Genomic DNA, 26,881 nt, shown 5'->3' on the forward strand with positions numbered 1-26,881 from the left:
GACGTCGCTGCCGTTCGGACGGTGGAGTCATGCCGCCGCCTCTCCACTCACCGCTGCGCCCGAGCGGCATGACCACGGCGAGCAGCCGTCAGGATCGGCGTCCTCCGCATCAGCGCCTACGAGATGCAGGTGCCGCCGTGACGCAGCACGTGGTTCGAGGTCGACTTCGTCCAGCGGTTTGCAGGAGCGGTGCAGGAAGTACTGTCCGCGCAACGGCTGCCCCTGGTCGGTCGCGTGCGGATAGCCGTTGCGGATCACCCTGTCGAACTCCACCGCTTCGGCCCAGCCGTCAGGATCGTTGTCTCGAATCCACCGCCAGCCGGCGTTGCCGTGGAACGGGCACCCGACACAGGCCGACTTCACCGTCTCCCCGAAACCTCGTTCGCTGAGGTACTCAAGGCAGCGTGCTCGATCCCAACCCAGCTCGAGCAGTGGGAACACGTTGCGCAGGTACGCGACGTCCGCGTCCTTGGCTCGCGTGAACTCGTCCGTGCTGATCCCGATCGCCTGCTCCGCGAAGAGACCTCGCGGGACTCGGTGCGGATGCGGATAGCCGAGCAGCTGCCAAGCGGCCATCTTCAGCGGGCGGACCTTGTACTCGCTCGTGCACTGCCGCCGCGCCAGTCCCTTGGAGCCGTCCGGGTTCCGCACGTGGAGCGGCATGGACACGAACCGGTGGCGTGGATCGAGTGCATCGGCGCGGATGTCCCCGGCCGAGACGGTGCGCACCGGGATGCCTTTGCGTTCAGCGTGCTCCGCCCAACGCGCGAGATTCGCGTAGACCGCGCGAGGTTCCCACCGAGTGTCAGCGAACAACGCGTGGTCGAACGACGGGATGAGCCCGTCACACGCGAGAAGCAACACGACAGTGCTCTGGACACCGGCACCGAGGGAAAGCAGTCGCAACGCCGGACCTGATTGCTGGAGGGAGCTCATGCCGCTGCCTCGCTTTCATCCGCTGAATGCTCGCCAATGAGCAGCGCTCTGAAGTCGTCCAACAACAACGACACTGCGTAGGCAGCCTGGGCCGGAACAACTCCGTTTCCGAGCGCGCGTAGTTGCGCCGTGCGCGGCAGCGGCAGGTCGCTGATCCAGCCTTCGGGTAGTCCCATCAGGTGTTCGACGAAGGCGGGAGCCAGCACTGGCCGGCCGCTCTTGCTCGGTTGGGTCGGATACGGCGCGGCCCTGCCGAGCAGGTGCTCCCAACGGCGGACGGCTGCCGTGTACTCGCCCCAATCCACATTCGAGGACGAGCTCTGCAGAACAGCTGGCTGCATTTCAGCAGGGACTGCAGCTAGGCGTCGTCGCGGAACAGCCGGCATCGGTCCGGCAGGGATGGACTTCCCTCGTGGGTTCGATGGCCGCAGCATCTCGCATCTGATGCGGTCGGCGTCGAGAGCAACTTCACCGCGATCGGCAATGGCATGCCCATGCCGTTGCCGTTGATCTTCCTCAGGAGATGACGTTCCCGACGCCGCAGCCACTTGCTCGTCGCCTCTCCATCGTTCGGGTTTGCCGCGGTCGGAGTCGGCAGTAGCCGCACAGAGTCGGTGAGCGTCACGCAGCCTTTGGGAGTCGGCCGGCCGGACTTGAGGACCGTCTGAATTGCCGCTGACCGTGAGTCCGCTGCCGTAGGTGTTGGCAACAACCTCAGTTGGTCCAGCAACGACGGACCACCCTGCCTGCTGGCCGCGCTGACACCGTTCGAACTGCCGTCGTGAGCGGTCGGAGTTGCGAACATTTCCGCTATGTCCGCGGAGCCATGCGAGCAGGAACACGCGTTCGCGGCGGTGTGCACAGCCGACTTCGGAGGCGCGGACGCTACGCCAGAGCGCGTCATACCCTGCTTCGGCCAAGTCGCCGAGTACGCGGTGGAGTCCTCCGTTGCGCCAGCGAAGCGCGGCGACGTTCTCCACGACGACGAGCGCTGGTCGTAGTACGCGAACACCCGCCACGATGTCGGACCAGATGCCACTGCGTTCGCCTTTCTCGATGCCCGCCCGCCGACCGGCTGCGGAGATGTCCTGGCACGGGAACCCGGCCGTCACCACGTCGACCGGCTCGACGGTTGCCCAGTCGATGGCGCGAACGTCGCCGAGGTTCGGCACGCCGGGCACGCGCGCGGAGAGGATGCGACCGACGTGTGGATCCGAGTCGGCGACCCAGACGACGCGCCCGCCGCCCAAAGCTGCGAGCAAGCCGAGGTCCAGCCCTCCGTACCCGGTGCACAACGAGCCCACGGTCAGCTCGGCACTGTCCGGTTCGGAGTCACGCCGCGAAGTCATGACGACCTCCGGCGAACGTGCGCTGGACGCGGCGGAAGGAGGGCACGTGCAGGCCTGACGCGAGTGCAGCTTCGTGGGCGGGCTGGAAGACGAGCACCTCGTCGTGGGCGACGAGCGCGGCCGGCGTGCCACCAACGGATGCACGGGCTGCGCTCCAACGTTCCGCGAACGATGCCCGCGGGACCAAGCGGCCGCCGCGCAACTCAGCGCTCAGCGCGATGCACCTCTCGACCAGGATCAGCCCTGCCGCACTGCCCGCGGCGAGGAGCCGCGTGGTCAGGTCGACTGCCGAGCCATCTGAGTGCCGACGCGGTCGGGCAACAACGACGACGCGGCCGCCGGAACGCAGCAAGGGCTCGCAACAAAGCATCATCATGGCGATCTCGGCGACCGCGGACTCGACCACGTCGTGCGTCAGCCCAGTCTCGTAGTCCGATCCGGTGCGCAGGGCGGTGAGGACGAGTCCGACTCGCCCGACGAGGCCAGCAGCCCGGACGGTCGCGAGAGTTCTTGGGCGAGCGTCGAGCACCGAGCCGTCGCTCCAAGCGCCCGCCGACTTTGCGGCGGTGACGTTGGCGCGAGCGAGCGTCCACCAGTTGCTTTCGGTCGTCAGTCCGAGAGCATGTCGACCGGCGCGCAGCGCCTCCATCAGGACCGTGCCGGCACCGCAGTTCGGGTCCAGGACCAGGTCGCCGAGAGTCGTGTAGGACGCGATTGCATGCGCCGCGAGGGCTGGCGGGATTCGCTCGGTGTCCGCCTCCGTGCCGGACGCACAACCGGCGTCGTCCAGCTGCTCGACCGGCTCTCGCTGTCCGGTCGGCCACACCGAAAGCGGGCGTACCGGCCGCTCAGACATCGCCGGACCTCTCACCCTTGGTCGCCGCAGTCAGCGACGGTTGTCGGGCGAACACGAAGAGGTCGTCATGTGCCGGGGTGTGTCGGACCCGCGACGCTTGGAATCGCATCGGAGACGACGCGCGGACATCACTGAGGGGTGTTCCGGTCGTGGGGCTTCGCTCGTCAGCCGGTGTGCGCATCAGCGCGATTCGGTCGACGAAACGCAGCCCCGCATGTCGTCCAGAACGCACCAACGAGCCAGCGGGATCGGTTGCTCGCTCGCCGCGAGCGATGACGGCGAGGGTGCCTGCCGAGGTGAGCGAGTCTGCCAAACCGGTCAGGTTCGGCTCGTGCCAGCTGCCCGTCCCTGTCGCGGTGATGATGAGGTCGAACAGGTCGACGAGGGACGGTCGAAAGTCGGTCTGCGTTTGTACGCCTCGGCCGAGTCGGACCACGGTCCACGCCGCTTCGTGCAGCCCGGCGTACGGGCTCGAGCAGGACTCGTTGTGCAGCGCGCTCGCAGTGCACGTTCCTGATGGCGTGGGTTCGACCAGCAGCACTCGGTTACCGGGCCGCGTGTAGGTGGTGACGATCTTCACGATCGCGACCGACAACCAGTTGGCGAGCAGGCCAGTTCCTCCGCAGAGGTCGTCCTGAGCGCACAGCCACACGGTGCTAAGCCGTGAAGAGCCGCGACGGCGCAGCGGGAAGCGCCGGTGCGCTCGCTGCAACCGCGATAGCTGAACCGGAGCCGTCAAGGCTGATTCGTTGTCTTGTGTCGGGGTCATCGAGGTTCTCCTCCGACGAGTGCGTTCGGTACTCCCTGACGCCCCTTAACTCCGTTTTTCACCGCCGCTTTGGACACAAGTCGCGAAGATTTCTGTGAGCGATTCCGCCAGCAACTGAGCACTGGCCGCCGCCCTGCTATCGAGCTACTAAACCCGCAGTTCAGAGCCCACATCACCCGCTTGCACATTCGGCGGCGAGCGCACTGCCGCGCCTGGAAATGGTCGATTTCTAGTAGCTGACCGAACCGACTCAAGGCTGTCGCTGGTATTTCCGTAATACCGCACACGGCTTCCTGACGTCGTTGTTTCTCACATCGACACTTCAGGAGGCGGGACATGTCGCCGAACTCGCTGGACATCGCACGGAACGCATTCACCTGGCTCGTCACCGGGCCGCACCCGGTCTCGTTGGACGGCCGTCAGTTCGAAGGCCTCCCGAACCGGTCCATCCCGTTGGACGAGGTCCGTGACCGGCTGCTGGCGCGGCGGTGTCCGCAGGAAATCAGGGACGCGGTGTGGACACACCTCGTGCTCCGCTCGCGCGCTGAAGGAGCAACTTGGACCGTCAGCGCGGTCGGAGTAGCGCTGCCCGCGCTGACGTCCGTCGCAACCATCCTGTCGGACCGGTTCGCCGGCGATCCTGCCGATGTTCACGCTGAGGTTCTACGCGGATTCCTGTCCGCGTTGGCGACCGTGGACCTGCGCCCGCCGCGGATCATGTTGCGGCTGCGATGGGCGGCATACCGCTCCGGTCACAAGGCGCTCTCCGAAGCTCTGTCGAGTCCGGCTCCGATCGCTCCTGGGTCTTGGCCGGAGCCGCGACGCACTCCTGGAGGACATCCCGACCTCGTCCTCGCTCGTGCCGTCGCGGACGGCGTCCTGAACCGGACCGAAGCCGCGCTGATCGGTGCGACTCGACTGGAGAAGGTGTCCGTCGCGGAGTGGGCCGCACTGCACGAACTGAGTGAGTGGGCGGTCTACAAGACCCGCAAGCGTGCCGAGCTTCGGCTCGCCGCGCACGTCCGCGAGGCCGCGGCTGGCGCCGACCCGACCGACGCGCTGACAGACCAGGTGGCGACCACGGTCGCCATCGCACGCACTCACGAATCGACACAACGGGCTCGGGGGCGTTCGTCCAAAACGGACCCAAATTCCGGAGTTCAGGGATGCGGGACACACCCGCGCACGGCCCGGTCTTCGGAGGTGCCCGAATGCGCGTGAAAGAGATCCAGGACAGGCCATCGGCGACAACGTCCGAGAACTGGTTGCGGGTGGTGTTGGTCGTCGCCGTCCTGCTCGCGCTGCTGGCACCAGCGACGGCTCACGCCGACACGATGTTCATCGCCCTGGCCAAGACCATCGACGAGGTCCTCAACAACATCCGCAACTGGATCATGGGGATCCTGGCCGGTCTGGCGACGGTGTTCCTGTCCATCGGCGGCGTTCGGTTCCTCGTCGGCGGCAACGATCCCGGCGAAGTCGAGAAGGCCAAGTCCGCGTTCCGATCCGCGGCTTGGGGCTACGGGCTGGCAGCACTCGCGCCGCTCGTCGTCGAGATCCTCAAGGGAATCGTGGGGGCCTGATGATGGCTGTCAACACTCCACCTCCGCTGCAGGAACGACAGCCGCGCTGGCGGCGCGCAGGCCTGCTGGTGTTGAGCACCATCTTCGGCCTGCTGTGCACCGTCACGTCTGCAGTCGCCGCGCCGACAACGCCTCCCGCACAGCCGGAGTGCGGCATCACCGATCTGTCCGCGTGCGTGAACGAAGGCTTTTCGTCGTTCATCGACCTGCTCGTCGGCGAGTCCCTGAACTGGTTGCTGCAGATGCTCGGCAGCACTCTCCTGTCGACACCGACGCTGGATCAATTGCCTCGCATCGGGGAGATCTGGGAGCAGTCCCGTCTGTTCGTGGTCGCGACCTACTCGCTGCTCGTCTTGCTCGCAGGGATCCTGGTGATGGGTCACCAGGGCGTCCAAACGCGCTACTCGATCCGCGAGATCGCGCCTCGTGTCGTCGCCGGATTCGTCGCCGCCAATCTCAGCCTGCTGGTGGCAGATCAAGCCATTCGGTTCGCCAACGCCGCATCGATGGCGATGCTCGGCGATGGGCTGGATCCGCAGTCCGCCGGCAAGGCGGCCACGGAGCTGTTCGTGGCGTTGGTGAAGCGGTCGTTGTTGGACGGCGGGTTGTTCGCCGGGTTGTTGTCACTGGCGCTGACGATCCTGTTGGTCGGGTTGCTCGTCGGCTACGTGATCCGTGTCGGACTCACCGCGCTTCTGGTGGCAGGTGCTCCCCTGGCTCTCATGTGCCACGGCTTGCCGCAGTTGGAGGGCGTCGCTCGGTGGTTCTGGCGCTCCGGAGCAGGTGTGCTCGGCATCCAGGTCGGTCAGAGCCTGGCTTTGGTCGTGTCACTCCGAGTGTTCTTGGAGCCCGGCGGCTTCACCTTCTTCGGCGCTCCGACCGCGGACGGCATCATCAACCTGATCGTCCTCGTCGCACTCGTGTGGATCCTGGTGAAGATCCCGACGTGGGTCATGAACCAGGTTCGAATCAGCGGTGGAGGACGATCGTTCCTCGGCGGACTGGCTTACGCGCTGACGTTCGGCAAGGCCATGGCGCTGGTGAGCAGCGGTCGGCTCAGCGGCGCAGTCGCAGGCGCCGCTCACCGATCGAGCCCAGGCGGATTAGGGCGTAGGTCTCCATCTTCAAATGACCCGCCGTGGCCGCCACAGCCTCGCTTCCCGCTCACGCCGGAGATGGTGAGCAAGCGTCTCAAAGCGGCCTATGACGCCGAGCGGTTGCGCGCTGCGCGTCGTCCACGCGTGCCTTCCCAGTCACCGCGGTTCCTGCAACCGCAACCGCAGCAGACGGTCCACGATCCCGCCGTCACGCCTGCTGCGCTCGGACCGACCGTGCCCGAGTTCAGCTCGGCCGCGGCCGTGGACGCGCCGACCGCGCGTCCTGGACGAGGACCACGCCCCGGTAGCTCGCCGCAGTTCCAGGTCGCCGGTGGCCCTCGGCGTCGGAGCGTCGCGCCGAAACCGGTGCAAGCGGTCAGGGTGGCTTCGGTACCTCCGCAGCTGCAGTTCCGGCCGGCGACTCCGCCACCAGCGGCACCGCCCACGTCCAAGCCGACTTCCGCTCCTCCCCCACCGGTGTTCCAGCAAGCACAACCCGAGCCTCGCATCGGTGACGCGCATCGGCGCACCCACTCAGTCCCACCGCCGGTGTTCCGAGCGCCGAAAGCCACTGGAGGTGAGCAGAAGTGAGTCAGCCCGTCAGAATTCCCTCGGACGTCGATCGCGAGGATCGGGTGATCGGCCCGCTCACCGCGCGGCAGCTGCTCATCGTTTCCGTCACCGGGGTCGTGCTCTACGGGACCCACACGCTCACCCGAGCGCTCGTGCCGCTGGCGGTGTTCCTGGTCGTCGCCATTCCGATTGGCGTCGTTGCCGCTGTCCTCGCTCTGGGTCAACGTGACGGCGTCACCTTGGATCGGTTGGCGTGGGCCGCTCTACGACAGCGGATGAGTCCGCGGCACCGCGTGTCAGCGCCAGAAGGTGTCCATCGCGTCCCGGACTGGTTGAGCGATGCTGAATCCCAGTCCCCTGCGCCCGCGGCGTTGCGGCTTCCAGCCGAGTCGATCGCCGACACGGGCGTCATCGACCTCGGCAAGGACGGCGTCGCCGTCGTCGCGGTCTGCTCCACGGTCAACTTCAGCTTGCGCACGCACACCGAGCAGGAGTCGCTCGTCGCTTCGTTCGGGCGCTACCTGCACTCGCTGACCGCACCGGTCCAAGTGCTCGTCCGCGCCGAGCGGTTGGATCTGTCGGGGCAGATCGGAGAGCTTCGCGAACAAGCTGGTGGACTTCCACACGCAGCGTTGGAACAGGCCGCGCTCGAGCACGCCGAGTACCTCGATCAACTCGGCCGAGCGACGAACCTCTTGCGCCGCCAGGTGCTGCTGGTTCTGCGCGAGCCACTGGGCGCGACCGGCCCCATCGACGGCCTCGGCGGCGTCTCACCGATCGCCGCGCTGATGGCCAAACGCAAGCACACCGTCCCTGTGGACGAAGCGTCGCGGAGAGCTGCTGAAACCCGGCTCGTCCGTCGGCTCGGTGAGGCGGCTGAGCTGCTCTCCCCGTCAGGAATCGTGGTCACTCCGCTGGATGCCGGACAGGCGACCGGAGTGCTCGCGGCTGCGTGCGACCCCGACCACCTGATTCCGCCGAACCCCGGCCTCGCCGGATCCGACGACGTCATCACCACCGCACCGGACGACGACTGGGCGGACGACACCAACGTCGTCGGGAGGCAACAGCGATGAGGACCACGAGCAACGCGTTCGCTCCGGACGCCATCTCGATTCACCCCCGCGCGCTCGAGGTTGGAGGTGAATGGGTCGCGTCCTTCGCGGTCACCGGCTACCCGCGGGAGGTACATCCTGGATGGCTGCAACCGCTGCTGACCTATCCCGGAAGGGTCGACGTCTCGTTGCACATCGAGCCGATCGATCCCGTGACCGCTGCGGGCCGTCTCAAGAAGCAGTTGTCCAAATTGGAGTCCGGGCGTCGGCACACCAGTGAGAAGGGCCGGTTGATCGATCCTCAGGTCGAGGCCGCCACCGAGGACGCGTACGACCTGGCCGCGCGCGTCGCACGCGGTGAGGGGAAGCTCTACCGCTTCGGTCTCTACCTCACGGTGCACGCACCGACCGAGGAAGCGCTCGGCGACGAAGTCGCGGCCATCAGGTCGCTCGCAGCGTCGTTGCTGCTGGACTGCAAGCCCACGACCTACCGGAGTGTGCAGGGCTGGATCACCAGCCTCCCGATGGGACTGGACCTGGTCGGGATGCGCCGCACCTTCGACACCAGTGCGCTGTCCGCGGCGTTTCCGTTCACCTCACCAGATCTGCCACCACCGGACCCGACCTCGGTCGGCGCACCGAGCGGAGTGCTCTACGGCTTCAACATCGGCAGCCAGGGTCTCGTCCACCACGACAGGTTCGCGCTGGACAACCACAACTCCGTGATCCTCGGTCGGTCCGGTGCGGGCAAGTCATACCTGGTGAAGCTGGAACTGTTGCGCTCGCTGTACCGCGGGGTCGAGGTGTTCGCCATCGATCCCGAGGACGAGTACGCGCGACTGGCGGCCGCAGTCGGTGGCACTCACGTCCGCCTAGGTGCCGAGCAGGTGCGTTTCAACCCGATGGACCTGCCGATCCACACCCGCACGGACGGTCGTCGCACCGCTCCGCGTGACGCGCTCGTTCGCCGATCGCTGTTCCTGCACACCGTGATCTCGGTGCTGCTGGGAAGCGAGCTGGAGGCGACCGAACGAGCCGCGCTGGACAGGGCCATCACCGCGACCTACCAACGAGCCGGTATCAACTCGGATGCACGGACCTGGACTCGTCCGGCACCTCTGCTGGCCGACCTCGCGTCGGTTCTCACAGAGATCGACGTCGAACTCGCGGCACGGCTCCAGCCCTACGTCACCGGAGCGTTCTCCAGCCTGTTCTCCGGTGCCACGACCACCCGTCCAGAAGGCCACCTGGTGGTCTTCTCACTTCGAGACCTGGCCGACGAGCTCAAGCCGATCGGCACCCTGCTGACCCTCGACGCCGTGTGGCGGCAGGTCTCCAACCCGGCGATCCGCAAACGACGGATGGTGGTGGTCGACGAGGCCTGGTTGCTGATGAAAGAGCACGCCGGTGCGGAGTTCCTCTTCCGCATGGCCAAGGCTTCGAGGAAGCACTGGGCGGGCCTGACGGTCGCCACGCAGGACACCGCGGACGTCCTGGGATCCGACCTGGGGAAGGCGGTCGTCGCGAACGCGGCCACCCAAATCCTGCTCCGGCAAGCTCCCCAGGCCATCGACGAGATCACCCGCACGTTCGACCTCTCGATGGGTGAGCGCCAGTTCCTCCTGTCCGCGGACCGCGGGCAGGGCCTGCTCAGCACCGGGACCCAGCGGGTGGCCTTCCAGTCGATCGCCTCGCCGACCGAGCACCACCTGGTCACGTCGAACCCCGCAGAACTCGCCGAGAACCCAGCCGAGTCGCGGGAAACCGAGTCCGCCTTCGTCGAGCTCGACCTCGCCTAGCGCTTCCGAAGGGGCTGCTCATGTCCACCTCGCCACTTCCTGGCACCCACCGCCCGACTCGGCTTCTCACGCAGAACCGCGAGATGCGGCAGATAGGCGCGTGGAACTGGTCGATTCCGGCCTGGGCAGGTCGCCTGCCGGACGGTCGCACCTACAACACCTGCCCGAGTGCAGGCGTGTGTGCGCAGGCCTGCTACGCCCGCCACGGCACCTACACCTGGCCCGTCGTCAGGGCCAAGCACCAGGCGAACCTGGCATTCGTGCTCGACGACCTCGCGGGATGGGAGTCCGCGATGATCACCGAGCTCGGCGCAGCCAAGTTCAGGGGCGCCTGGATCCGGATCCACGACAGCGGGGACTTCTTCTCCGACTCCTACCTCCAGGCGTGGCTCCGGATCTGCCTTGCGCTCCCAGGCACGAACTTCTACGCCTACACCAAGGAAGTCGAACGGTTCCGTCGGCTGGTCGAGCCGAATCCGCCACCGAACTTCCTCTGGGTCTTCTCCTACGGCGGGACACAGGACACCGCACTGGACCCCGCCGTTGACCGAGTGGCCGACGTCTTCCCGGATGAACGCGCGGTCAAGGCCGCCGGCTGGGCCTCTCAGGAGGCGAACGACCTGCTCGCTGTGCTCGGGCCACGGCTGGTCGGCGTTCCCGCCAATCGCATTCCCTCCCTCCTCAAGCGGCTGGCCGGACGTCGGTTTTCGGAGTGGCAGGCCGAAGTGGCTGACGAACGCGCCGTTCGACGCGGTAACCGCCACCTCCGGCTGGTCGCCGACCACGCCACGCGGACCGATCTTCCGGACGCTGCCTGACCACGACTGAAACGGGAGTTCCGATGTTCCCTTCGTCCATCAACCATTCGACACTCGTCGGCGACTACCTGCGTGATCCGCTAGGTGTGTTCCAGCACGTGCTGGAGCATCTGCGCGACATCGCACTGACCTGGGGTCCGATCGCCGGGCCAGTGCTCGCAGCCACGGCCGTGGCCACCGTCATCACCCGAAAACGCTGGCACCGCCGGTATCACGCGCGTCTCTCGAACGGTGCTCGCGTGATCAGCGTGCGGACACCGCCCACGGTCGATCCGTCCGGAGCGATCACCGTGTGGTCGAACCTGGTCGGGTTGCTGCGACCCGGCTGGCTGCGCCGCTTCTCCGGTCAGCCGCACCTGACCTTCGAGCTGACCTTCACCGACGACGGCGTGCAGATCCAGTTCTGGGTGCCTGGTGTGGTGCCTCCGGGCATGGTCGAGCGCGCGATCGAGGCAGCCTGGCCCGGTGCCCACACCTCCACCAAGCCGGCCGGAGCACCGATTTCTGACGCTGCGGAAGGCCGAACGGTCGAGGCTGTTGGCGGCGAGCTCCGGCTGGCCAGAACGGAAGCACTCCCCATTCGCACGGAGCATCCCGCCGATCCGATACGGGCGCTGCTCGGGGCGCCGGTCGGTCTCGGCCCGCACGAGCGGGCTTGTGTACAGGTCCTCGCCCGTCCGGTCACCGGTCATCGAGTAGCCAAGGCACGGCGCGCTGCCCGTCGTGTGCACGCGGGCAGCTCGACTCACCTGGTCGGCCGACTTCTCGACCTCGTCACACCGGGCAAGACCTCGAAGTCGTCCAAGGTGAAGACTCCGAACGTCGATCGGCAAGCTGGCTTGGAGCACGCGGCCCAGGACCGGGCAGTCGTCGAGAAGCTCAGGGCCAACCAGTTCGAGACCCGTCTCCGGTACGCGGTGACCACCACTGTGCCGGCGGCAGCGGACAAGGGCGAGATTCGTGCGGTGCGTGAGGTGCTGCGCGGACGCGGGCACGCGATCGCGTCAGCGTTCGCCGCGTACTCCGAGCACAACCACTACCGCCGGGTTCGGCTTCGTCATCCGGTGGACGCGCTGGCGGATCGTCGGCTCGGCAAGGGCGACCTGCTCTCGATTCGTGAACTGGCTGCGATCGCGCACCTGCCGATCGACGAGGCCATCCCCGGACTGCAGCGGGCAGGTGCGAAGGCCGTACCGCCTCCGCCGGGCGTCGCCGATGTCGGCGAGCACGTCAAACCGCTCGGGCTGTCCGACTCGGGGCACTCCCGACCGGTCGGCCTGCGCGTCGCGGATGCTCGCCACCACATGCACATCGTCGGCGCGACCGGATCCGGCAAGTCGGAGCTGATGGCCCGGCTGATCCTGGCCGACGCGGAAGCGGGCCGCGGTGTCGTGGTGATCGACCCGAAGGGCGACCTCGTCGAGGACGTCCTCATGCGCCTGCCGGAAGAACTCGGCGAGAAGGTCGTGCTGTTCGACGCGGACTCCAAGGCCCGTCCCCCGGTGCTCAACCCGCTGGACGGCAAGGACAAGATCCGCGCTGTCGACAACCTCGTCAGCATCTTCTCCCGCATCTACGCCTCCTCCTGGGGCCCGCGCACCGAGGACATCCTTCGTGCCAGCCTGCTCACCCTCACCTCGAGGCCCGGCATTCCCAACCTGATCGACCTGCCCAAGCTGCTCACCGTGCCCGCGTTCCGTCAACGCGCTCGTGAGGAGATCAACGACGAAGTGCTGACGGGCTTTTGGGACTGGTACGACGAGCTGTCCGAGGCCGGCCGCGCGCAGGTGATCGCGCCGTTGATGAACAAGGTGCGCGGCTTCCTCCTGCGACCGTTCGTCCGCGCGGCCATCGCCGGCGGCGAGTCGACCGTCGACATGGACGACGTGCTGAACAACGGCGGGATTTGCCTCGTCCGTCTCGCCCGCGACGCGCTGGGCATCGAAACCGCTCAGCTGGTCGGCTCGATCATCGTCGGCAGCACCTGGCAGGCCGCTACCCGCCGTGCCCGCATTCCCCAGCGTCAACGACGCGACTGCGGGCTGTACATCGACGAGTTCCACAACTTCCTGAACTTGCCCTACCCACCTGAGGACATGCTCGCCGAGGCCCGCGCCTATCTCCTGTCGATGACGCTGGCGCACCAGTACGTCAGCCAGCTCCCCAGCGAGATGGAGGAAGGCGTCAGCGCGAACGCGCGATCAAAGATCATCTTCAACGTGTCCCCAGAGGACGCCAGACGCCTGGCAAGGCACACCATGCCGCGCTTGTCCGAGCACGACCTCTCAAATCTCGGTGTCTTCCACATCGCGGCGCGTCTCGTCACGAGCGGCGAGGAAGCACCTGCGTTCACCGCGGTGACCGAGAAGCTCAAGCCTGCAGTTCCCGGCCGCGCCAAAACGATCCGCAAGGCAGCAAGGGTGAACACGCGACCGCGAGCCGCAGATCCCGTCTCCGCACCGCCAACACCATCCACTGTGGATCCGCGACGGACGGCCTAGCAACGCGATCTGCGGAAGGTGCGCCATGATCACGAATCCCACTCCACAAAGGGCTCTGCGGGGACACATGCCGCGACGCCCGACACCGCGCGCAGCGACCACTGGCGAACACCACGCACAGCTCGCGAGCAGGCTGACACCGCGCGACCGGTGGCTGGCCCGGATGTTGCACGAGCACAGGGTCTTCACCTCGCAACAGATCGTCGAGCTTTGCTACCCGAGCAAACGAGCGGCCAACCACAGACTGCTCGACCTCTTCCGCTGGAGGTTCGTCGACCGCTTCCAGCCGTTCGTCAGCACTGGCGCTGCACCGATGCACTACGTGCTCGACATCGCGGGTGCGGTCGCACTCGCGTACGAGGACGGGCTCGACCCCAAGAGGCTCGGCTACCGGCACGAGGACGCGATGGGGATCGCTCACTCCCTTCGCTTGGCGCACACAGTCGGAGTCAACGGCTTCTTCACCAGCCTGGTCGCACGCAGCCAGCGGTCTGCCTCCGGCCAGCTGACCACGTGGTGGTCCGAGTTGCGCTGCACACGCCTGTTCGGCGACATGGTCCGACCCGATGCCTACGGACGCTGGTGCGAGGACGACACCGAGATCGAGTTCTTCCTCGAGTTCGACTTCGGCACCGAGGACCTCGGCAAGCTCGGCAGCAAGCTCTACGGCTACGAGAAGCTCGCCACTGCAACGGGAATCTCGACGCCCGTTCTGGTGTGGCTGCCGACCAGCCGCCGCGAGACCAACGCGCGCAAGGCACTCAGCGACGTGCTGAACCAACTGAATCACCCGACCCTCCTACCGGTTGCGACCAGCGCCGCCGACAGGCCGGGCGAGAACGATCCCGCCACCGCGAGGTGGCTGCCCATCTCCGCAACGGAACCACGGCGGGTGCGACTTTCCGAGCTCGCCCGACGTTGGCCACGCACAGCGGTGCAACCATCATCAACTGAGTTCCCGCCTCGCCAGGTAACTGCCGACATTGCCGCGCCGAACCCACTCCCGCCGCCGGCCAGTCCCTTCGGCAGGTGAACCGTGAAGATCGCTCTCGCTCTCGCCGCGGTACTCATTGCCGTCCCCCTGGTCCTGGGAGGAATCGGCCAGGCCCTCGTCAAAGGCATGTTCGGGAACAGCAGCACCCAGCCGAGCCAGGAAGCCCTCGCCGACATCCCCGGTGACTACCTCGCCCTGTACCGAGCAGCCGTCAGCGTCTGCCCCGGCTTGGACTGGTCGATCCTCGCGGCGATCGGCAAGATCGAAAGCGATCACGGTCGAAGCACTCTTCCCGGTGTCGCAGGCGGAACCGAGAACTACGCGGGCGCACGAGGCCCGATGCAGTTCCTCCAGGCCACATTTGATGGTGTTGTCGCACGACACCAGCTTCCACAGGGCGGCCAGAAGCCACCCTCCCCGTGGAACAAGCACGACGCCATCCACGCCGCAGCCCACTACTTGTGCGATTCCGGTGCTCAACAGGACATCCGGAAGGCGATCTGGGCTTACAACCACGCGGACTGGTACGTCGACGACGTGCTCGAGCAGGCGAAGAAGTACGGCGAAGCCGTGGTCGGCACGGGAAGCTGCGACAACATTCATGCGCCGAATCCCGCCGTAGCCCAGGCGATCGCATTCGCGTGCGACCAGCTCGGAGAGCCCTACGTCTGGGGCGGTAACGGCGAAACCGGATGGGACTGTTCAGGCCTCGTGATGGCTGCTTACAGGGTCGCGGGCGTCGTCATCCCTCGCACAACCCAACTGCAGTACGACGCCGGGCCCCTGGTCCCCGCCGATCAACCGCTCATGCCTGGGGACCTGGTCTTCTACGGCCAGCCTCGCAACGTTCACCACGTCGGCTTGTACGTGGGCGCAGGCAAGATGATCCATGCTCCGACCTTTGGTCAACCCGTTCAGGTCAGTCCATACCGTTGGAACGGCGATGACTACCTCGCGGCGTCTCGACCATCTTTTCGACCCGCTGTGTAGCTTCCGCACAGATGATCATTCCACGCACACGCGCCTTCCAGTCCTCACCGACGACCAGGGGCACCGTCGGAACGACGTCGAAATCTCACATGCCCGCTGGGCGATCGCATGATCGTCTGCCTCGATCGACTCTTTGCGCACCGTCGCTATCACGCCTAGCACAACTACACGCACATGCCGATGACCGGACAACGTGGCCTCAGTGATGCGACCATCACGTAATGCGCCACGTGCCAACTTTTGAGGACGAGGTCAATCCAACCCCGGACGAGCTACGGGCTTGGGCGTACAGCGATGCACCGGAACCCATGCAGGACTGGGACACCCTCATCGCCGAGCCTGGCAATCTCCCATTACTCCTGCAACTGGTTGCAGACCCGACCTGCCCATCTCGGTCGTACATTCTCGCCAGCCTCTATTGCTTTGTGGGCCACTACGACCGGTCTGCCCCCGAGCTTCGAGACGCCATCGCTTTAGCCGAGCAAACGGACGTGCCATGGCTGACCACATGGGCCCGGCGGGCACGACAGGTAATCGACCACCCCGAATCCTTCAACCGATCCGACTGGTGTGGTTGGCCTGGGTACGCGACACGGCCCGCAGGCGACCCCTGACATCCCCCATGCCGCTGATCGTGTGCCGAACAGTGAGGCACCCATTCCGATGACGACATGCTCGGTAGATTGCCTTGCTGCGCCCGGTGGTTCTCCGCCGTTTCGGATCAGCGTGGCGGTCTCCTGCCAGCCGTAAGCGATGGTGTCGGGATGCCGGATCAAGCAAGAATATCTCCGCCTCTACCGGCAGACGCTCGCCGCGGCGGACGTCAACTGCAGCGACCGGAGACTCCTGATGGCACACCTCGACCGCCAGACCGTGACGGTGTCGCACACCTGGTGACGGCCAAGTCGGCTACGCCGAAACGGTCCACCCTGCCAGCGCAGGCGTACCTGGACGAAGTGCCGGGCGCCTGACCTGCGGGGCGTAATACCCGCGGTCACCAAACCTCGGAAGCCCGTCAGGCCTGGAAGAGACGCTCGTACCTCGTGTTCTCCGGTGTGAATACCAGGTCGAACTCCGGACCGGCGCCGGTCGCGGTCTCCCGCAGCCGTGACAGCACCTCGGCTGCCGATGGCAGGTCGAGGCCCAGAGCGCCGGCCGCACGCCGCTGTTGTGCGGGCAGGTCGGGCATGTCCTCCAGATATTCGGCGGCGAGTTCCGCGTTCTCCTGCTCGGTAAACTTGCGGAAGTCTCGCCACCAGGGCGCGACCAGCAGCAACTGAAGCAGGTGCCGCACCCCGATCGCGACGAGTGCCGCGCCGCCCTCCGAGTTCGCGTACAGCACCGGACGGTCCTCACCGCCCTCACCGCAGAAGAAGAACGTGCCTCCCGCACCATCGCCGGCGAAACCCTCCAGCGCTGCACCGGACGCAAGGTGGACCTCCTCCACGTGCTCCGCCCGCTCGAGTTCGAAATCACCCGGCCAGGCCAGGAAGCGAGCGGTCTCGGTGTCGTTGGCGATGGCGGCGATCAGTGACTGCACGGCAAACATCGTATGGCGCTTCCTCGCACTCTCGGCCGACCACACCGATACCACCGGCGGGCAGCCGCTGTCACCGAGCGACTCGCCAAGCAACCGGACCAGAGTTTGGCCGGACCCGGTCCTGCCGCCCCAGTCTCGAGTAGCCACTTATCGAGCGCTGCACGGAAACACGCTCATGCCGATGAGCGGAGTAACCTCGGATCATGCGCGCCATCAGCCAGAGCGAAGCCGAAGCTATGCGGAATGCGTTGAAGCAGATCGCCTCGTACGGTAACCCGGCTGTCGATCAAGAAAGTGGCGGTCAGCCGGCTGCGAACCTGGCACGCCGAGTGCTTGAAGGACTCGGCTTGTTCTATGAGTCCGATACGCGAGGCATCTGACGCTTCCAGCATGTGCATCACGCGCTGTGCGTCCTATCGTTGGGATGCGCGCTCATGCCGATGAGCAGACGTTCGAAACCATCGAACTCGAGTATTGAGCGTTGCCCGGATCAGCCGCCGCCAACCGCTGCCGAATGTCGAGACCGGCCTCGAAGCGCTCGTGTGCGGCCGCGCCGCGTAGTCGCCGGAACCCGTTAAGCCAGGCGAAGGTGCCTTCGACCGGTCATCGGACTGCCCCCAGGCCGGAGCCGAGTCCGACGCCGCACCGGGCGACGCGGGGTGTGATGCCGCGAGCACGAATCAGACGCCGGTACTTGTCGTGGTCGTAGCCACGGTCGGCATAGATGCGGCGCGGCCGGCGACGTGACTTGCCGACCACTCACCGGATCGGTGGGACGGCGTTGATCAACGGATCAGCCGGGTGACGTCGTTGCGGTGGGCGCGAACCCGTTGCGCGACAACCCGACGAGGACGCGGATGCCTCGACTTCGAACAGCCTTCAAAGCCTGGCCGCACGCCTCGATGAGGTCGATACTTCGAGTACTGGCGTGGAATTGTCTGGTTTTTCAGGTCAGACCTCGCGACCGATGCGAGAATTCGACGGGTGACGCAGGTGAACGCTGCGCGGCGTGTGGTGATCATCGCGTACAACGACGCGCAGATACTCGATGTGGCGTGTCCGAGCGGCGCGCTTGAAATCGCGAACAGCCATGGGGCTGTACCGCCGTACGCGATCGAGTTGGCGACGGTGACCGGGCGAGACGTGCGCAGTTCGTCGGGAATCGCGCTCACCGGCGCACGACGTCTGGCTTCGGTGACCGGGCGAATCGATACAATGCTGGTCGTCGGCGGAGATGGGACCCGCAACGCGATGGCCGACGACGGGATGCTGACTCAGATACAGCGTCTCGCGCGGCGCAGCCGGCGGGTCGCGTCGGTGTGCACAGGCGCGTTCGTGCTGGCTGCGGCCGGACTACTCGACGGGCGGCGGGTGGCCACGCACTGGGCGTACGGCGATCTTCTGGCCGAACACTTTCCGAGAGTGACCGTGGACCTCGCGCCGCTTTACGTCCAGGACGGCAATGTCTACACCTCGGCCGGAGTCACCAGCGCGTTGGATCTGACACTGGCTTTCGTCGAGGACGACCACGGCCCGACTGTCGCCCGTGAGACCGCCCGTGAGTTGGTGACCTATCTGCAGCGTCCGGCCGACCAGGCGCAGATCAGCATGTTCCTGGCCGGACCCCCGCCGGGCGATCGACAGGTGCGCGATCTACTCGGGTACATCGCCACGCACCCCGGCGAGGACCTGAGCCCGGCCGCGCTCGCGGCACGGGCGCAGATCAGCAGGCGGCACCTCACCAGGCTGTTCGTCACCCACGTCGGCACGACACCAGCCCGCGCGGTGCGGGCCGCCCGTACCGAGGCCGCTGCCCACCTCGTGCGGGGCAGCGAACTGTCGCTGGCCGCGGTCGCGCGCCGGTGTGGGTTCGGGTCGGCGGAGGTGCTGCGGCAGGCGTTCCTCGACCACTACGGGATGACCGGGGACAAGATTCGCAGGATCGCGGACATGCCCGAACCACATGAGCGGAAAACTCCCCAGACTTCACGCCACGGGGGACCGGGAGTGAGCAGCGCTGGAAACGCCTTCGCCCAAGGGGATCCTCCGCAGAGATCGGGTGAGATCGAAGGGGTGTAAGCATTATGCTCATCAAGAAGACGGTGGCCGTGTTCGGCATGGCGTTGATCAGCCTGCTGGGCACGACAGTCGCCGCGAACGCGAATGACCCGTCCGCGGCAGCGCCGTGCCGACGGCCGGTGGACTCCGTTTCGGTGCATGGTCGCTGGATCCACCTCTGGTTGTGCGACAACGGGTGGCACGGGCAGATCACGCACGGAGCTACCGGCGACACGGTCTGGCTGGAGAGCGCGGCTGGCACGGTGACGGGCGCCCGGAAGATCCCGTCCGGCGCCACGTCGGCGAACACGACCACGGTAGGTCAGTGGGGTGGGCCGTGGCGGGCCTGTGGGCGCGCTTTCAACGCCCCGGAAATCAGGTGCACCGCGCGCAACTGATTGACGCCGCGGGCTCTTCGAAATCGAGCCCACGGCCATCGCAGGAAACCCGCCGGGGCGTCCAGCCCCGGCGGGGCACCGGAAGCGTTCGCAGGACCCGACGTGCCACCAGACGGTGAAGTCGTTGCGCTGCGGACCGCTGGCTTCCCACACCCGGCAAACCCACCGTCGTGCTCACCCACCACGGTTGCGGCGCGTCGATCCGGCTCCCTGCGCATCAGCGGCTGGTGATTTCCTGGGGCCTGGAACCCGACGGCCATTGGATTCCAGGCCCCAGTCAACGGCATCGCATCGGCTGTCGCCGAGCAGCCGCTGCGACAGGTGCGACTGAGCCATGACGAAGTTCCTTGACGCGTTGGTGGGCGGCTGGCTGAGCGATGGCTAGCCTTCTCGTGCTGCCTACCTGGACCCTGACTCAGCTCAACGATGCCAAGGCACAACTGCTGATCTCGACGCGGAGCAGAGCCGTCGCGTACGCGCATCGGCTGCTCATCAGCCCTGCCCATCAAGCAACTTGTAGAGGTTGGTCCGATCCATGCCGAGTTCACGGGCGACCTGCGCTTTCGGTACGCCGTCCCCGATGGCAGCAGTCATCCGCTGAAAGCGCGTGCTGCGAGCCTTCTCAAGCTCTTTGAGTTTGGCGACTCGCTCGGCCTGAAGGACCGCTTCTTGTTCACGAATGCCCTGGAGCCGTTCGTTGAGCTCTTTCACCTCGGCCGCGCTCGCCCTGAGCAGCTCGAAGTGCTCGTCCTTGTTCACTCGCCCCGCCTCCCGCTGGACCACCTGCCATGCTGACCGCGCAGGACCTGTGCTTCAGGCTGTAGAGGAGAGCATGAGTCCTCCACACTAGTGGGTTTGCTCTACGGCGAGGTTCTGTCACGTCAACGCGGTTCGCATAGCCCGCACCGACGATGCAGGGCCGAAACGAAGCTGTCCGCACGTGACCATCGATGTTAGAGGTCAAAATCGCGACGAGTCACGTCAGCAACACGACGGGCCGCCTCCCTGAGCGGCGCCAGAGAAGACAGCACTTCAGCAGCAACGCCGGCGCGTCGACACTGCTCACAGGCCTCCCAGAGGCCAATTAGGTGCGTGCACCGGCAACCGGCGTCGACGAACGCCAACACTTGTTGCGAGTCCAGGCAACCATCTTGAGTGATCGACAGGAGAAGCTCCCGCAGACCCTCTTGATCACAACCGAACGTCGAGCCTGATGAGCATCCCTGGTTGAAGTTCAGCCAAACGTGTGCGAATTCGGCGGGGATCAAATCCCATGTGGAGATCGTGTAGCCGTCACCCTGGTCGAGGGCGACCCTGAGGACCCAACCACCATCGCGCAGCAAGTACAGCTGCTGTGTCTCAGCCGGTCCAGCAGTAGTGTTGATGTCCCAGCTGATGTACTCGTCTTCGACGACCAGGGGAGGCACGGTGTCTCCTTGGAAGCCGCAAATGATCGCCTCGTCTTCAGGCTCAGCGATCTCCTCCCCCACCTCGCCGAGGACGATCATGTTCGTCTCGGCCACAGTGGTCATCGCAGCACGAAGCAGTGCCGAGACCTCACAAATGTCCGATGACGCGGTCGACCGATGGGCCGACACACAGCTCAGCGCTCCATCACGCAGCTGAATGACCTCCAGCAGAGTCAGGTTCCGGATCGAGTTGTCGTCCGTGCGGGCGTCAGCAGCGTGCGGCGCCTCGAATCGTCGACGCGCATCGAACGTCTGCGCTTCCCTCTCGCCCCGATCTCCACTTGCGATCCAGTTGCTCACTGACGCACAAACGCGGACCTCGAACATTTTCTCATACCGACAGTGCTCACACACGACCATCTTCCCTTCGCGCAAACTCTTTCATCACCGACGGAAACGCGGACGAGTCCCAATTGGACTCAATGGTTGGCTTGAATCTGCAGGACACATCAGACGACCGATGATCGATCTCGCAGACCGATCCGGAGGGGGACGTTGATCGTCGGAGAGCGCGGTCGTGAGCTGTGCACAGCAACGAAGTGCTGGAGGCAACGGCGAGCGGTTCGGCCGCGACGCGCGATCACCCGTAGGTGATCTCGCCGAGGGTGGCGATTTGAACGATCGCGTCGAAGCCGACGCAGTCGAGCTGACAGAGCTCATCGGTGGCGGCGTCGTGACCATCGGCACGCAGCACTGCCGCGATTTGATCGACGATCGTGCTGCGGAGCCGGATCACCCCACGCTCCCGCACGACGCGCTCCATGGTCGCGAGCAGCTTGTTGTGGTCCAGCGTGAAGCGGTCGCCTGTCTCATCCTCGGTCAGCTCGACCGACCAGTCTAGAACCTCATCGGGAACGGTGTCGGTGCCGTCTCGCTCGACAGTCCTTTCGTCGATCACCGTCGCCCAACGCCAACGCATCTCGCCGGAGTCGAGCCACATGCACCAGGTGTCGTCTGGAGTCAACTGCGCAGTGTGCGATTCTTCCTGATCACTCATGTCTTCACTCCGTCCACTTTGGTGCGATGAGGGACGCAACAGATCGGGGAACAAAGCCCTGCTTCACATGCCGAACCCCACTCAGGCTGCCGACTGGTAGCCCGTACCGGGGCATGCGGTCAGTTCGGGCAGGTGGTTGGACCGGAACACGTTCCACGCGCGTTCGGAGTTCGCGCGAGCATTGGTGCGGCCCTTGTCCAGGTTGCTCAAACCCCGTTGTTGCTCCGCTTCCTGGTTGAGTCGCTGGCGGACCAACCAGGTCACTGCCTGGACCTGGTGTGCCGCTACTCGGACCCCGTCCCGCGCGGACACCAGCTCTGCGGCTTGCCGGTACAGGCTCACCACGTGGTCGTAATGCCGGCGGGAGACCGATCCGTCTTTGCGGCGAGAACCGTTCACCGGTGCTGACGCGTACTCCGCAGACGTGAGCGCGTGGCCATAGGCCACCGATAGGGCGTGCCGGTCGATCACCACGTGCGGATCGTTCGGATCCTTGTCCCCGCCGAACTCGATCAAGTGCGCGAAGTCGCGGATCTTAGGGCCGACGACGATGTCCTCATACCGTTCGCCGTTGAGCAACCGGTCTGCCGCGCGCTTCTGACCGGCCGACGCGAACATCCCGCTACCGGGCCCGCCGATCCCCTTGCCTTCGCGCAGAACCCGGGCAGCGTTGAGGACGTTCCCTATCCACCCCTGTTGCGGCGAGTAGATCGCAAGCATTCCTGCGCCTAGATGCGAATCTCCCCGCGCGATCACCGTTGCGACGTGGTGTGCATCGGAGTACCAGCGCAACCCTTGCTCGACCTCATCAGACGTCGCTTCCCCCCAATGCCAAAGGATGTTCTCGATGCTGACCGGGTGGGCACGGAACCACGGGTGAGCGCTTGCGACGATCATGACGACTCTCCCCCGACCAATCTCGATCACGCGGCCAGCGCAACGGCAGCCGGTACCGATGCCATTGCCGCGAAGTCGAAGACGGCCAGCTGACCTGTTCGCGCCGCAAGCTCGAACGCTTCGGATCGGTCAGGAGTCACGACGGACACGTCCAGGTAGGCGTTGCCAGAAGCAGGGTCACGCCAGCCCCCGAGGACTCGCCCAGGCAATGAGAGTGCTTCCCGCACCTGCCTCACGTACTCGGCTACATCGCTGCCTGAGACGCGTCCCAGATAAACGCGCTCATGCTCTGGATGAACAGCAACGGCAAAACCGATGCGGACGTCCGAACCATCCTGCGGATCGACCGAGAAACCGCCGTCGGGAACTGACAGGGCGTCCGCCATTGCCTGAATTCGGGCAGACCAGTCAACAAGGGTCATGGACATGGCTGTACTCCGATTTTTGAGCGAATTGCTGACCAAATGGCGACCGAAGCCTGTCTGGTGCTCGGCACGCGTCGCGCTCGAATGTGAACTGTGGTCGCCACGAACAAAAGCTGGAGTCGATACGCCGGCCGAACCGGAGAAGCTCACGGAAGCGTCGTGCCCCGGTCCTCACCTCAGCGGTTCGAGATGTTGACTCCAAACTGTTGTGTCGACATGTAGAAGTAGACACCTCTGGTCAACACTTTTCAAGTCACTCGAACGTGGCGCATCAAAACATCGCCAGATTCCACCGAGAGCGTCGACACCGTATAGCGCGTCACGCTTCCGAAACCGCGGGGCACACCCCGCACGAAATTCGCTCGGGCATATGATTTGAAATCTCTTCGAGCGAGAGTGGGGTACAAAGAAATGTCGGGGCTCAGGGAATCGTGACCACGGAGTCGATGGGCACGACAGGCGATAGCCACCCAAGCCGACTGTTCAGACGCCTGTCGACCACCGAGTCGGGCGCCGCACAGGAACCCGAGAGCCGTCGTTGAGCAGCGGCTTTGCCAGCGCGATGGGGTTCCCGCCTAGAAGGAAGCAGTGTTGGACCGCAGGTTGGAAGCCCAGGGAGCCCAGGCATCGGCACGGCGCCTCCGCGAGCAAGTCGCGAAGGCGCCGCATTGTTCAAGGTCCGCTCCGACCGTTTACATACGATCCAGCACTGCGAGAACAAATGGATTCAGTAAACTTCTAAACCGCCGAAATCGCTGTTTCCAGCATCCTACACACACTTAGTCAGGCGAACTTTAATCGTCTGATCCACGCGCATAGATTTTACCTTTCAAAGGATCAAACGATGGGCTGATAGTGAGAGCACATCTGGTTACCAGGCGGCCCGGAGAGCTTCGGAGGGGTGGTCACGTAGTAGGCGTTGACCACCACCTGCCCGACCAAGCGGAAGAACGGCACCTGGCCCCACGGCGACACGCAGGTCGTTCGAGTGTTCCCACCGCTCCAGTGGTACTTGATGAGAATAAAACTGTCCGCGCAGTGGTAGTACCGCGCGGTGAGTTCTCCGACAGGCTGCGGCAGCGGAATGAATCCGCACCCCGGCGCCGGCACGATCCTGGCGTGTGCGTTGGCATCCGGAGCGCTGGACATTGCGGTTCCGAGGAACATGCCCACGGCGCAGAGCACGTTGGTGAGTCGACTGCTCATGGAATTGTCTCCGATCTGGACGGTGTTGGTGAAGCCGGAATCCGGCGGCCGACGGCAGGTCGTGACGCTGCCGCGCGTTCTCAGGAGGCGAGGACAGGTGCGTTTCCGCGCCGCTGGAGGAGTTCGGCGAGGTCGCCCGAATCGGGGCTGGGCAACTCGTCGATCTCGCGGAGCACAGAGGTCAGGAGGGCGAGCGTTCTGGGCACCGCGGTGTACTGGCCGAGCTGGGCCTGGGTGCGCATGATGTCGCGGTAGATGCCCTCGTTGTACTGGTCGAGCATGCGGGCTCGTTCGAGAAGCTCGAGGACAGTTTCCGGACTTGCCTTGCCATGCAGGTGAATCAGCGCGCCATACGCGTCTAGCGCGTCACGTCGCGCGGCCTCCCGGAACGGTTCGATCCAAGGTGTTGAGAGGTCCTCCGCCAGATCTCCTTCGTAGAGATCGACAGCACCCTGCAGCTGGATCTTGCGGTCGGTGTCGGCTGCACGGGCTCGTTCCAACGTCTGTCGGAACTGCCAGAGATCCACGGTGACGAACTCGTGACTCAGCTGGTAACGACCGAGCGCATTCACGACGACGTTCGCCATCGAGCCGTTGGTGGCATCGGACAACACCCGGCGTAGCACCGACAGCGTGTTGTGGAAGGAGTTGTAAGGTCTCGGCGGCCGGCTGTCCGGCCACACGGCTTCGTTCAACGCCTCACGACGAACTCCTTCTGGGTGCAGTGCGAGGTAGACGAGCACTTCGCGCTGCTTCGGCGTGAGCAGTTCGCTGAGTTCGCGCGCTTCGGCCCCGACCGTGTCGAACGACAGCCGGAACCGGCCGAACACCTTGATGGTCAGGCGCGACCGCTGTGTGACAGTGACTGATGTGCTCAGCTCGTGCTCACCTTCAACGCCGGCAGTCTCTGGAACCGCTTGGTCGCTCTCGGCTTCACGAAGTACGGCGATGAGGTCTGAAGCGTCGGGGGCGGGCAGGGTGAACAGCCGGATTCCGGCGAGCTTGTCACGCAGGGCCTGGCTCGAGGCGCTCACTGTGCCGTTCGCCTGCACGGCGACCGTGGCACCCGCACTCCATTGCCCCAGAAGAATTCCGGCCAGTCCGAGGACGGAGCCGTTGTCCAGTACCGCCTGCACCCTGCGGTGGGCGTGAGCAGCAGGTGAGGCGATCAAGACGACGGCTGCATTGGTCTCCTGCTCGTCGAGCACTCGTCGAGCGCGGGTCAGGATCGCCGTCTCCATCTGATCGAGCGCAGTGTCGAGCGAGGCGACGACCTCAACGGCGTTGGGCATGTCCTGAACGTCGTTCCGGCCGAAGACCGAACGGAGGTCCTCGGCGGGAACGAGAACGCGCAGGTTGCCCGCGGACGACTGCGTCGTCAACAAGTGCAGCAAAAGTGCTCGAACCGCCGCGGCCGCGCCAGCACCGATCAGGCCGAGGCCGTGAACGCTCGCGAGGTTGAGGACGAACTCGCGGCCGCGGCGAACCCCCAATGGCGCTGGCACTCGTGGAGACTCCGCTCTCGGTTCGAGGTCGACGAGTTCTCGTTCTTCGCGCTTTCCGTTGGGCTCGACCCTGTGCGCCTCGCGCAGAGCGACGACAACAGGAGCGCGCGGCCGTTCGAGGTCGGAACGCTCGCCGCTGCCGATGCGGTATCGACGCCGACGGCGCATCTGGGAGGCCACCAGGACACCGGAGATCACCCCTGCCGCACCAGTGCTGATGTAGACGCCGGTCATCAGGTCGATGCCGGGCTCCACCCACCCGCCATCAGACTCGGGAACGATCTCAGCCGGAACTGGTGTCTCGGTGGGCGGCACCACGCCAGCTGGAGGCGGAACTTGTTGCGGCGACTCGGCTTGTGTCTCGGGAATGTAGGCAGCGATCTTCCAGCCCGGCCGCACGTGATCGGGATCGACTAGCGAGCGGCCGTCCGCTTGCTCGACGCCGCGATTGAGCTCGAAGAGCTCCGGCCATCGAGCTCCCCCGCCCGGTCCGTAGACGCGCTCGGCGATCCGCCACATGCTGTCGTAGATCCCGTTGTGAGGAAGTCGAACCTCCTCGACGACACGCACATGACCATGAGGAGCCGATGCTGCGCGATCGACCACCGATCTGTCTGAGGGAAGGACAGAACCTGGCATCACGCGCACCGTCGCAACGACGGCCTGCGGCTGTGAAGTCGGAACATCGGTCACCGCAACGGAACCGGCAGCCAACGCCCGATTGGTCACGAGAGTCAGCAGGACGGCCGCGACGAGGGTGGCAGCGGCTGATCGGATTGGCCCGTGCACCCGGTCCGGCGACCAGGTGATGTCTTGCACGAGGTCGAAAACGGATTGCAAGACCCCCAAAGCGAAGCGGAACCAGGCGATCCAGCAGACCACCACCAGGACGTTGATGACGAACTCATTGCTCATCGGATCGAGCAACGTCGCCTCGACCTCTTCCCAGGTCGGCACGTGATCCGGGAGCGGCCAGCCCACGAAGTGCACCAATGCCCAAGGCAGACCGACCAACAGCACTGCCAGGGCGAGCAACGCCAGCAGACTGCCGACAGATCGAGCGCAG

General features: G+C 65.6%; 24 protein-coding genes and 1 pseudogene. 12 read left to right on the top strand and 13 right to left on the bottom strand.

Translation table 11 applies throughout. From position 1 onward, the window contains the following. Positions 1-27 precede the first annotated feature (27 nt). Genes IE307_RS44635 through IE307_RS44650 form a run of 4 tightly spaced genes read right to left on the bottom strand, consistent with a single transcriptional unit; the run spans position 28 to position 3,910 of the window. On the bottom strand, positions 28-936 hold the full coding sequence (locus IE307_RS44635) for a hypothetical protein (protein WP_191305561.1): 909 nt from the start codon (positions 934-936) through the stop codon (positions 28-30). Further along, positions 933-2,285, bottom strand: coding sequence for a DNA cytosine methyltransferase (locus IE307_RS44640; RefSeq protein WP_191305562.1), 1,353 nt, complete (start codon positions 2,283-2,285; stop codon positions 933-935). Before IE307_RS44640 ends, IE307_RS44635 begins: the two co-directional genes overlap by 4 nt. Beyond that, positions 2,269-3,141, bottom strand: a complete 873-nt coding sequence (locus tag IE307_RS44645) for a DNA methyltransferase (RefSeq protein ID WP_191305563.1) — start codon at positions 3,139-3,141, stop codon at positions 2,269-2,271. The genes IE307_RS44640 and IE307_RS44645 overlap by 17 nt, the downstream gene beginning before the upstream one ends. Then, positions 3,134-3,910, bottom strand: coding sequence for a hypothetical protein (locus IE307_RS44650; protein ID WP_191305564.1), 777 nt, complete (start codon positions 3,908-3,910; stop codon positions 3,134-3,136). The genes IE307_RS44645 and IE307_RS44650 overlap by 8 nt, the downstream gene beginning before the upstream one ends. 336 nt (positions 3,911-4,246) lie before the next feature. Between IE307_RS44650 and IE307_RS44655 the strand changes: the two genes are divergently transcribed. The 9 genes from IE307_RS44655 to IE307_RS44695 are packed head-to-tail and all read left to right on the top strand — an operon-like array spanning position 4,247 to position 15,320. Continuing rightward, positions 4,247-5,131, top strand: a complete 885-nt coding sequence (locus IE307_RS44655; RefSeq protein WP_191305565.1) for a hypothetical protein — start codon at positions 4,247-4,249, stop codon at positions 5,129-5,131. Beyond that, the gene (locus IE307_RS44660; protein WP_229905645.1) at positions 5,122-5,493 is read left to right on the top strand and encodes a pilin; all 372 of its coding nucleotides are present in this window, start codon (positions 5,122-5,124) and stop codon (positions 5,491-5,493) included. Before IE307_RS44655 ends, IE307_RS44660 begins: the two co-directional genes overlap by 10 nt. Next, the gene (locus tag IE307_RS44665; protein ID WP_191305566.1) at positions 5,493-7,181 is read left to right on the top strand and encodes a TrbL/VirB6 family protein; all 1,689 of its coding nucleotides are present in this window, start codon (positions 5,493-5,495) and stop codon (positions 7,179-7,181) included. Before IE307_RS44660 ends, IE307_RS44665 begins: the two co-directional genes overlap by 1 nt. Further along, a complete protein-coding gene (locus IE307_RS44670) occupies positions 7,178-8,239 on the top strand; it encodes a PrgI family protein (protein WP_191305567.1) in 1,062 nt (353 codons plus the stop codon). Before IE307_RS44665 ends, IE307_RS44670 begins: the two co-directional genes overlap by 4 nt. After that, a complete protein-coding gene (locus tag IE307_RS44675) occupies positions 8,236-10,017 on the top strand; it encodes a VirB4 family type IV secretion system protein (RefSeq protein WP_191305568.1) in 1,782 nt (593 codons plus the stop codon). Before IE307_RS44670 ends, IE307_RS44675 begins: the two co-directional genes overlap by 4 nt. Positions 10,018-10,037: 20 nt before the next feature. Then, complete coding sequence (locus tag IE307_RS44680) at positions 10,038-10,835, top strand: GP88 family protein (protein ID WP_191305569.1); 798 nt, start codon at positions 10,038-10,040, stop codon at positions 10,833-10,835. Positions 10,836-10,858: 23 nt separating this feature from the next. After that, positions 10,859-13,336: a type IV secretory system conjugative DNA transfer family protein gene (locus IE307_RS44685; RefSeq protein WP_191305570.1), complete on the top strand. Its 2,478-nt coding sequence runs from the start codon at positions 10,859-10,861 to the stop codon at positions 13,334-13,336. Positions 13,337-13,361: 25 nt separating this feature from the next. Continuing rightward, complete coding sequence (locus IE307_RS44690) at positions 13,362-14,369, top strand: replication-relaxation family protein (protein WP_191305571.1); 1,008 nt, start codon at positions 13,362-13,364, stop codon at positions 14,367-14,369. 3 nt (positions 14,370-14,372) lie between these two features. Then, positions 14,373-15,320, top strand: a complete 948-nt coding sequence (locus IE307_RS44695) for a C40 family peptidase (protein WP_229905646.1) — start codon at positions 14,373-14,375, stop codon at positions 15,318-15,320. A gap of 1,015 nt (positions 15,321-16,335) precedes the next feature. Here IE307_RS44695 and IE307_RS44700 read toward each other — a convergent pair. Beyond that, the gene (locus IE307_RS44700) at positions 16,336-16,860 is read right to left on the bottom strand and encodes a hypothetical protein (RefSeq protein WP_229905647.1); all 525 of its coding nucleotides are present in this window, start codon (positions 16,858-16,860) and stop codon (positions 16,336-16,338) included. A 203-nt stretch (positions 16,861-17,063) separates the two neighbouring features. Between IE307_RS44700 and IE307_RS44705 the strand changes: the two genes are divergently transcribed. Next, positions 17,064-17,240, top strand: a complete 177-nt coding sequence (locus IE307_RS44705; RefSeq protein ID WP_191305572.1) for a hypothetical protein — start codon at positions 17,064-17,066, stop codon at positions 17,238-17,240. Between the two features lie 52 nt (positions 17,241-17,292). On the opposite strand, the pseudogene IE307_RS47715 reads toward IE307_RS44705, so the two are convergent. Next, positions 17,293-17,678 (bottom strand): annotated as a pseudogene (locus tag IE307_RS47715) (hypothetical protein); the annotation flags it as partial. 193 nt (positions 17,679-17,871) lie between these two features. Here IE307_RS47715 and IE307_RS44710 point away from each other — a divergent pair. Both IE307_RS44710 and IE307_RS44715 read left to right on the top strand, forming a co-directional pair. Beyond that, positions 17,872-18,939, top strand: coding sequence for a GlxA family transcriptional regulator (locus IE307_RS44710; RefSeq protein ID WP_191305617.1), 1,068 nt, complete (start codon positions 17,872-17,874; stop codon positions 18,937-18,939). Between the two features lie 5 nt (positions 18,940-18,944). Then, on the top strand, positions 18,945-19,316 hold the full coding sequence (locus IE307_RS44715; protein ID WP_191305573.1) for a hypothetical protein: 372 nt from the start codon (positions 18,945-18,947) through the stop codon (positions 19,314-19,316). A 492-nt stretch (positions 19,317-19,808) separates the two neighbouring features. Here IE307_RS44715 and IE307_RS44720 read toward each other — a convergent pair whose 3' ends face one another. From IE307_RS44720 to IE307_RS44750, 7 genes are all read right to left on the bottom strand, one after another. Next, positions 19,809-20,075 (bottom strand): hypothetical protein, encoded by a 267-nt coding sequence (locus IE307_RS44720; protein ID WP_191305574.1) that lies wholly within the window; start codon positions 20,073-20,075, stop codon positions 19,809-19,811. A gap of 194 nt (positions 20,076-20,269) precedes the next feature. After that, positions 20,270-21,085 carry a hypothetical protein gene (locus IE307_RS44725; RefSeq protein ID WP_191305575.1) on the bottom strand — a complete coding sequence of 272 codons (816 nt, stop codon included), beginning with the start codon at positions 21,083-21,085 and terminating at the stop codon, positions 20,270-20,272. A gap of 280 nt (positions 21,086-21,365) precedes the next feature. Then, the gene (locus IE307_RS44730) at positions 21,366-21,782 is read right to left on the bottom strand and encodes a hypothetical protein (RefSeq protein WP_191305576.1); all 417 of its coding nucleotides are present in this window, start codon (positions 21,780-21,782) and stop codon (positions 21,366-21,368) included. A gap of 81 nt (positions 21,783-21,863) precedes the next feature. Next, positions 21,864-22,679, bottom strand: coding sequence for a DUF7178 family protein (locus tag IE307_RS44735; RefSeq protein WP_191305577.1), 816 nt, complete (start codon positions 22,677-22,679; stop codon positions 21,864-21,866). Between the two features lie 26 nt (positions 22,680-22,705). Continuing rightward, positions 22,706-23,254: a hypothetical protein gene (locus tag IE307_RS44740; RefSeq protein ID WP_191305578.1), complete on the bottom strand. Its 549-nt coding sequence runs from the start codon at positions 23,252-23,254 to the stop codon at positions 22,706-22,708. Between the two features lie 687 nt (positions 23,255-23,941). After that, entirely contained in the window at positions 23,942-24,310 is a 369-nt protein-coding gene (locus tag IE307_RS44745; protein ID WP_191305579.1) for a DUF6355 family natural product biosynthesis protein, read from the bottom strand. Positions 24,311-24,390: 80 nt separating this feature from the next. Next, positions 24,391-26,850 (bottom strand): AfsR/SARP family transcriptional regulator, encoded by a 2,460-nt coding sequence (locus IE307_RS44750; RefSeq protein WP_191305580.1) that lies wholly within the window; start codon positions 26,848-26,850, stop codon positions 24,391-24,393. Positions 26,851-26,881: the final 31 nt, after the last annotated feature.

Source organism: Lentzea cavernae (assembly GCF_014653695.1).
GTDB classification, from domain to species: domain Bacteria; phylum Actinomycetota; class Actinomycetes; order Mycobacteriales; family Pseudonocardiaceae; genus Lentzea; species Lentzea cavernae.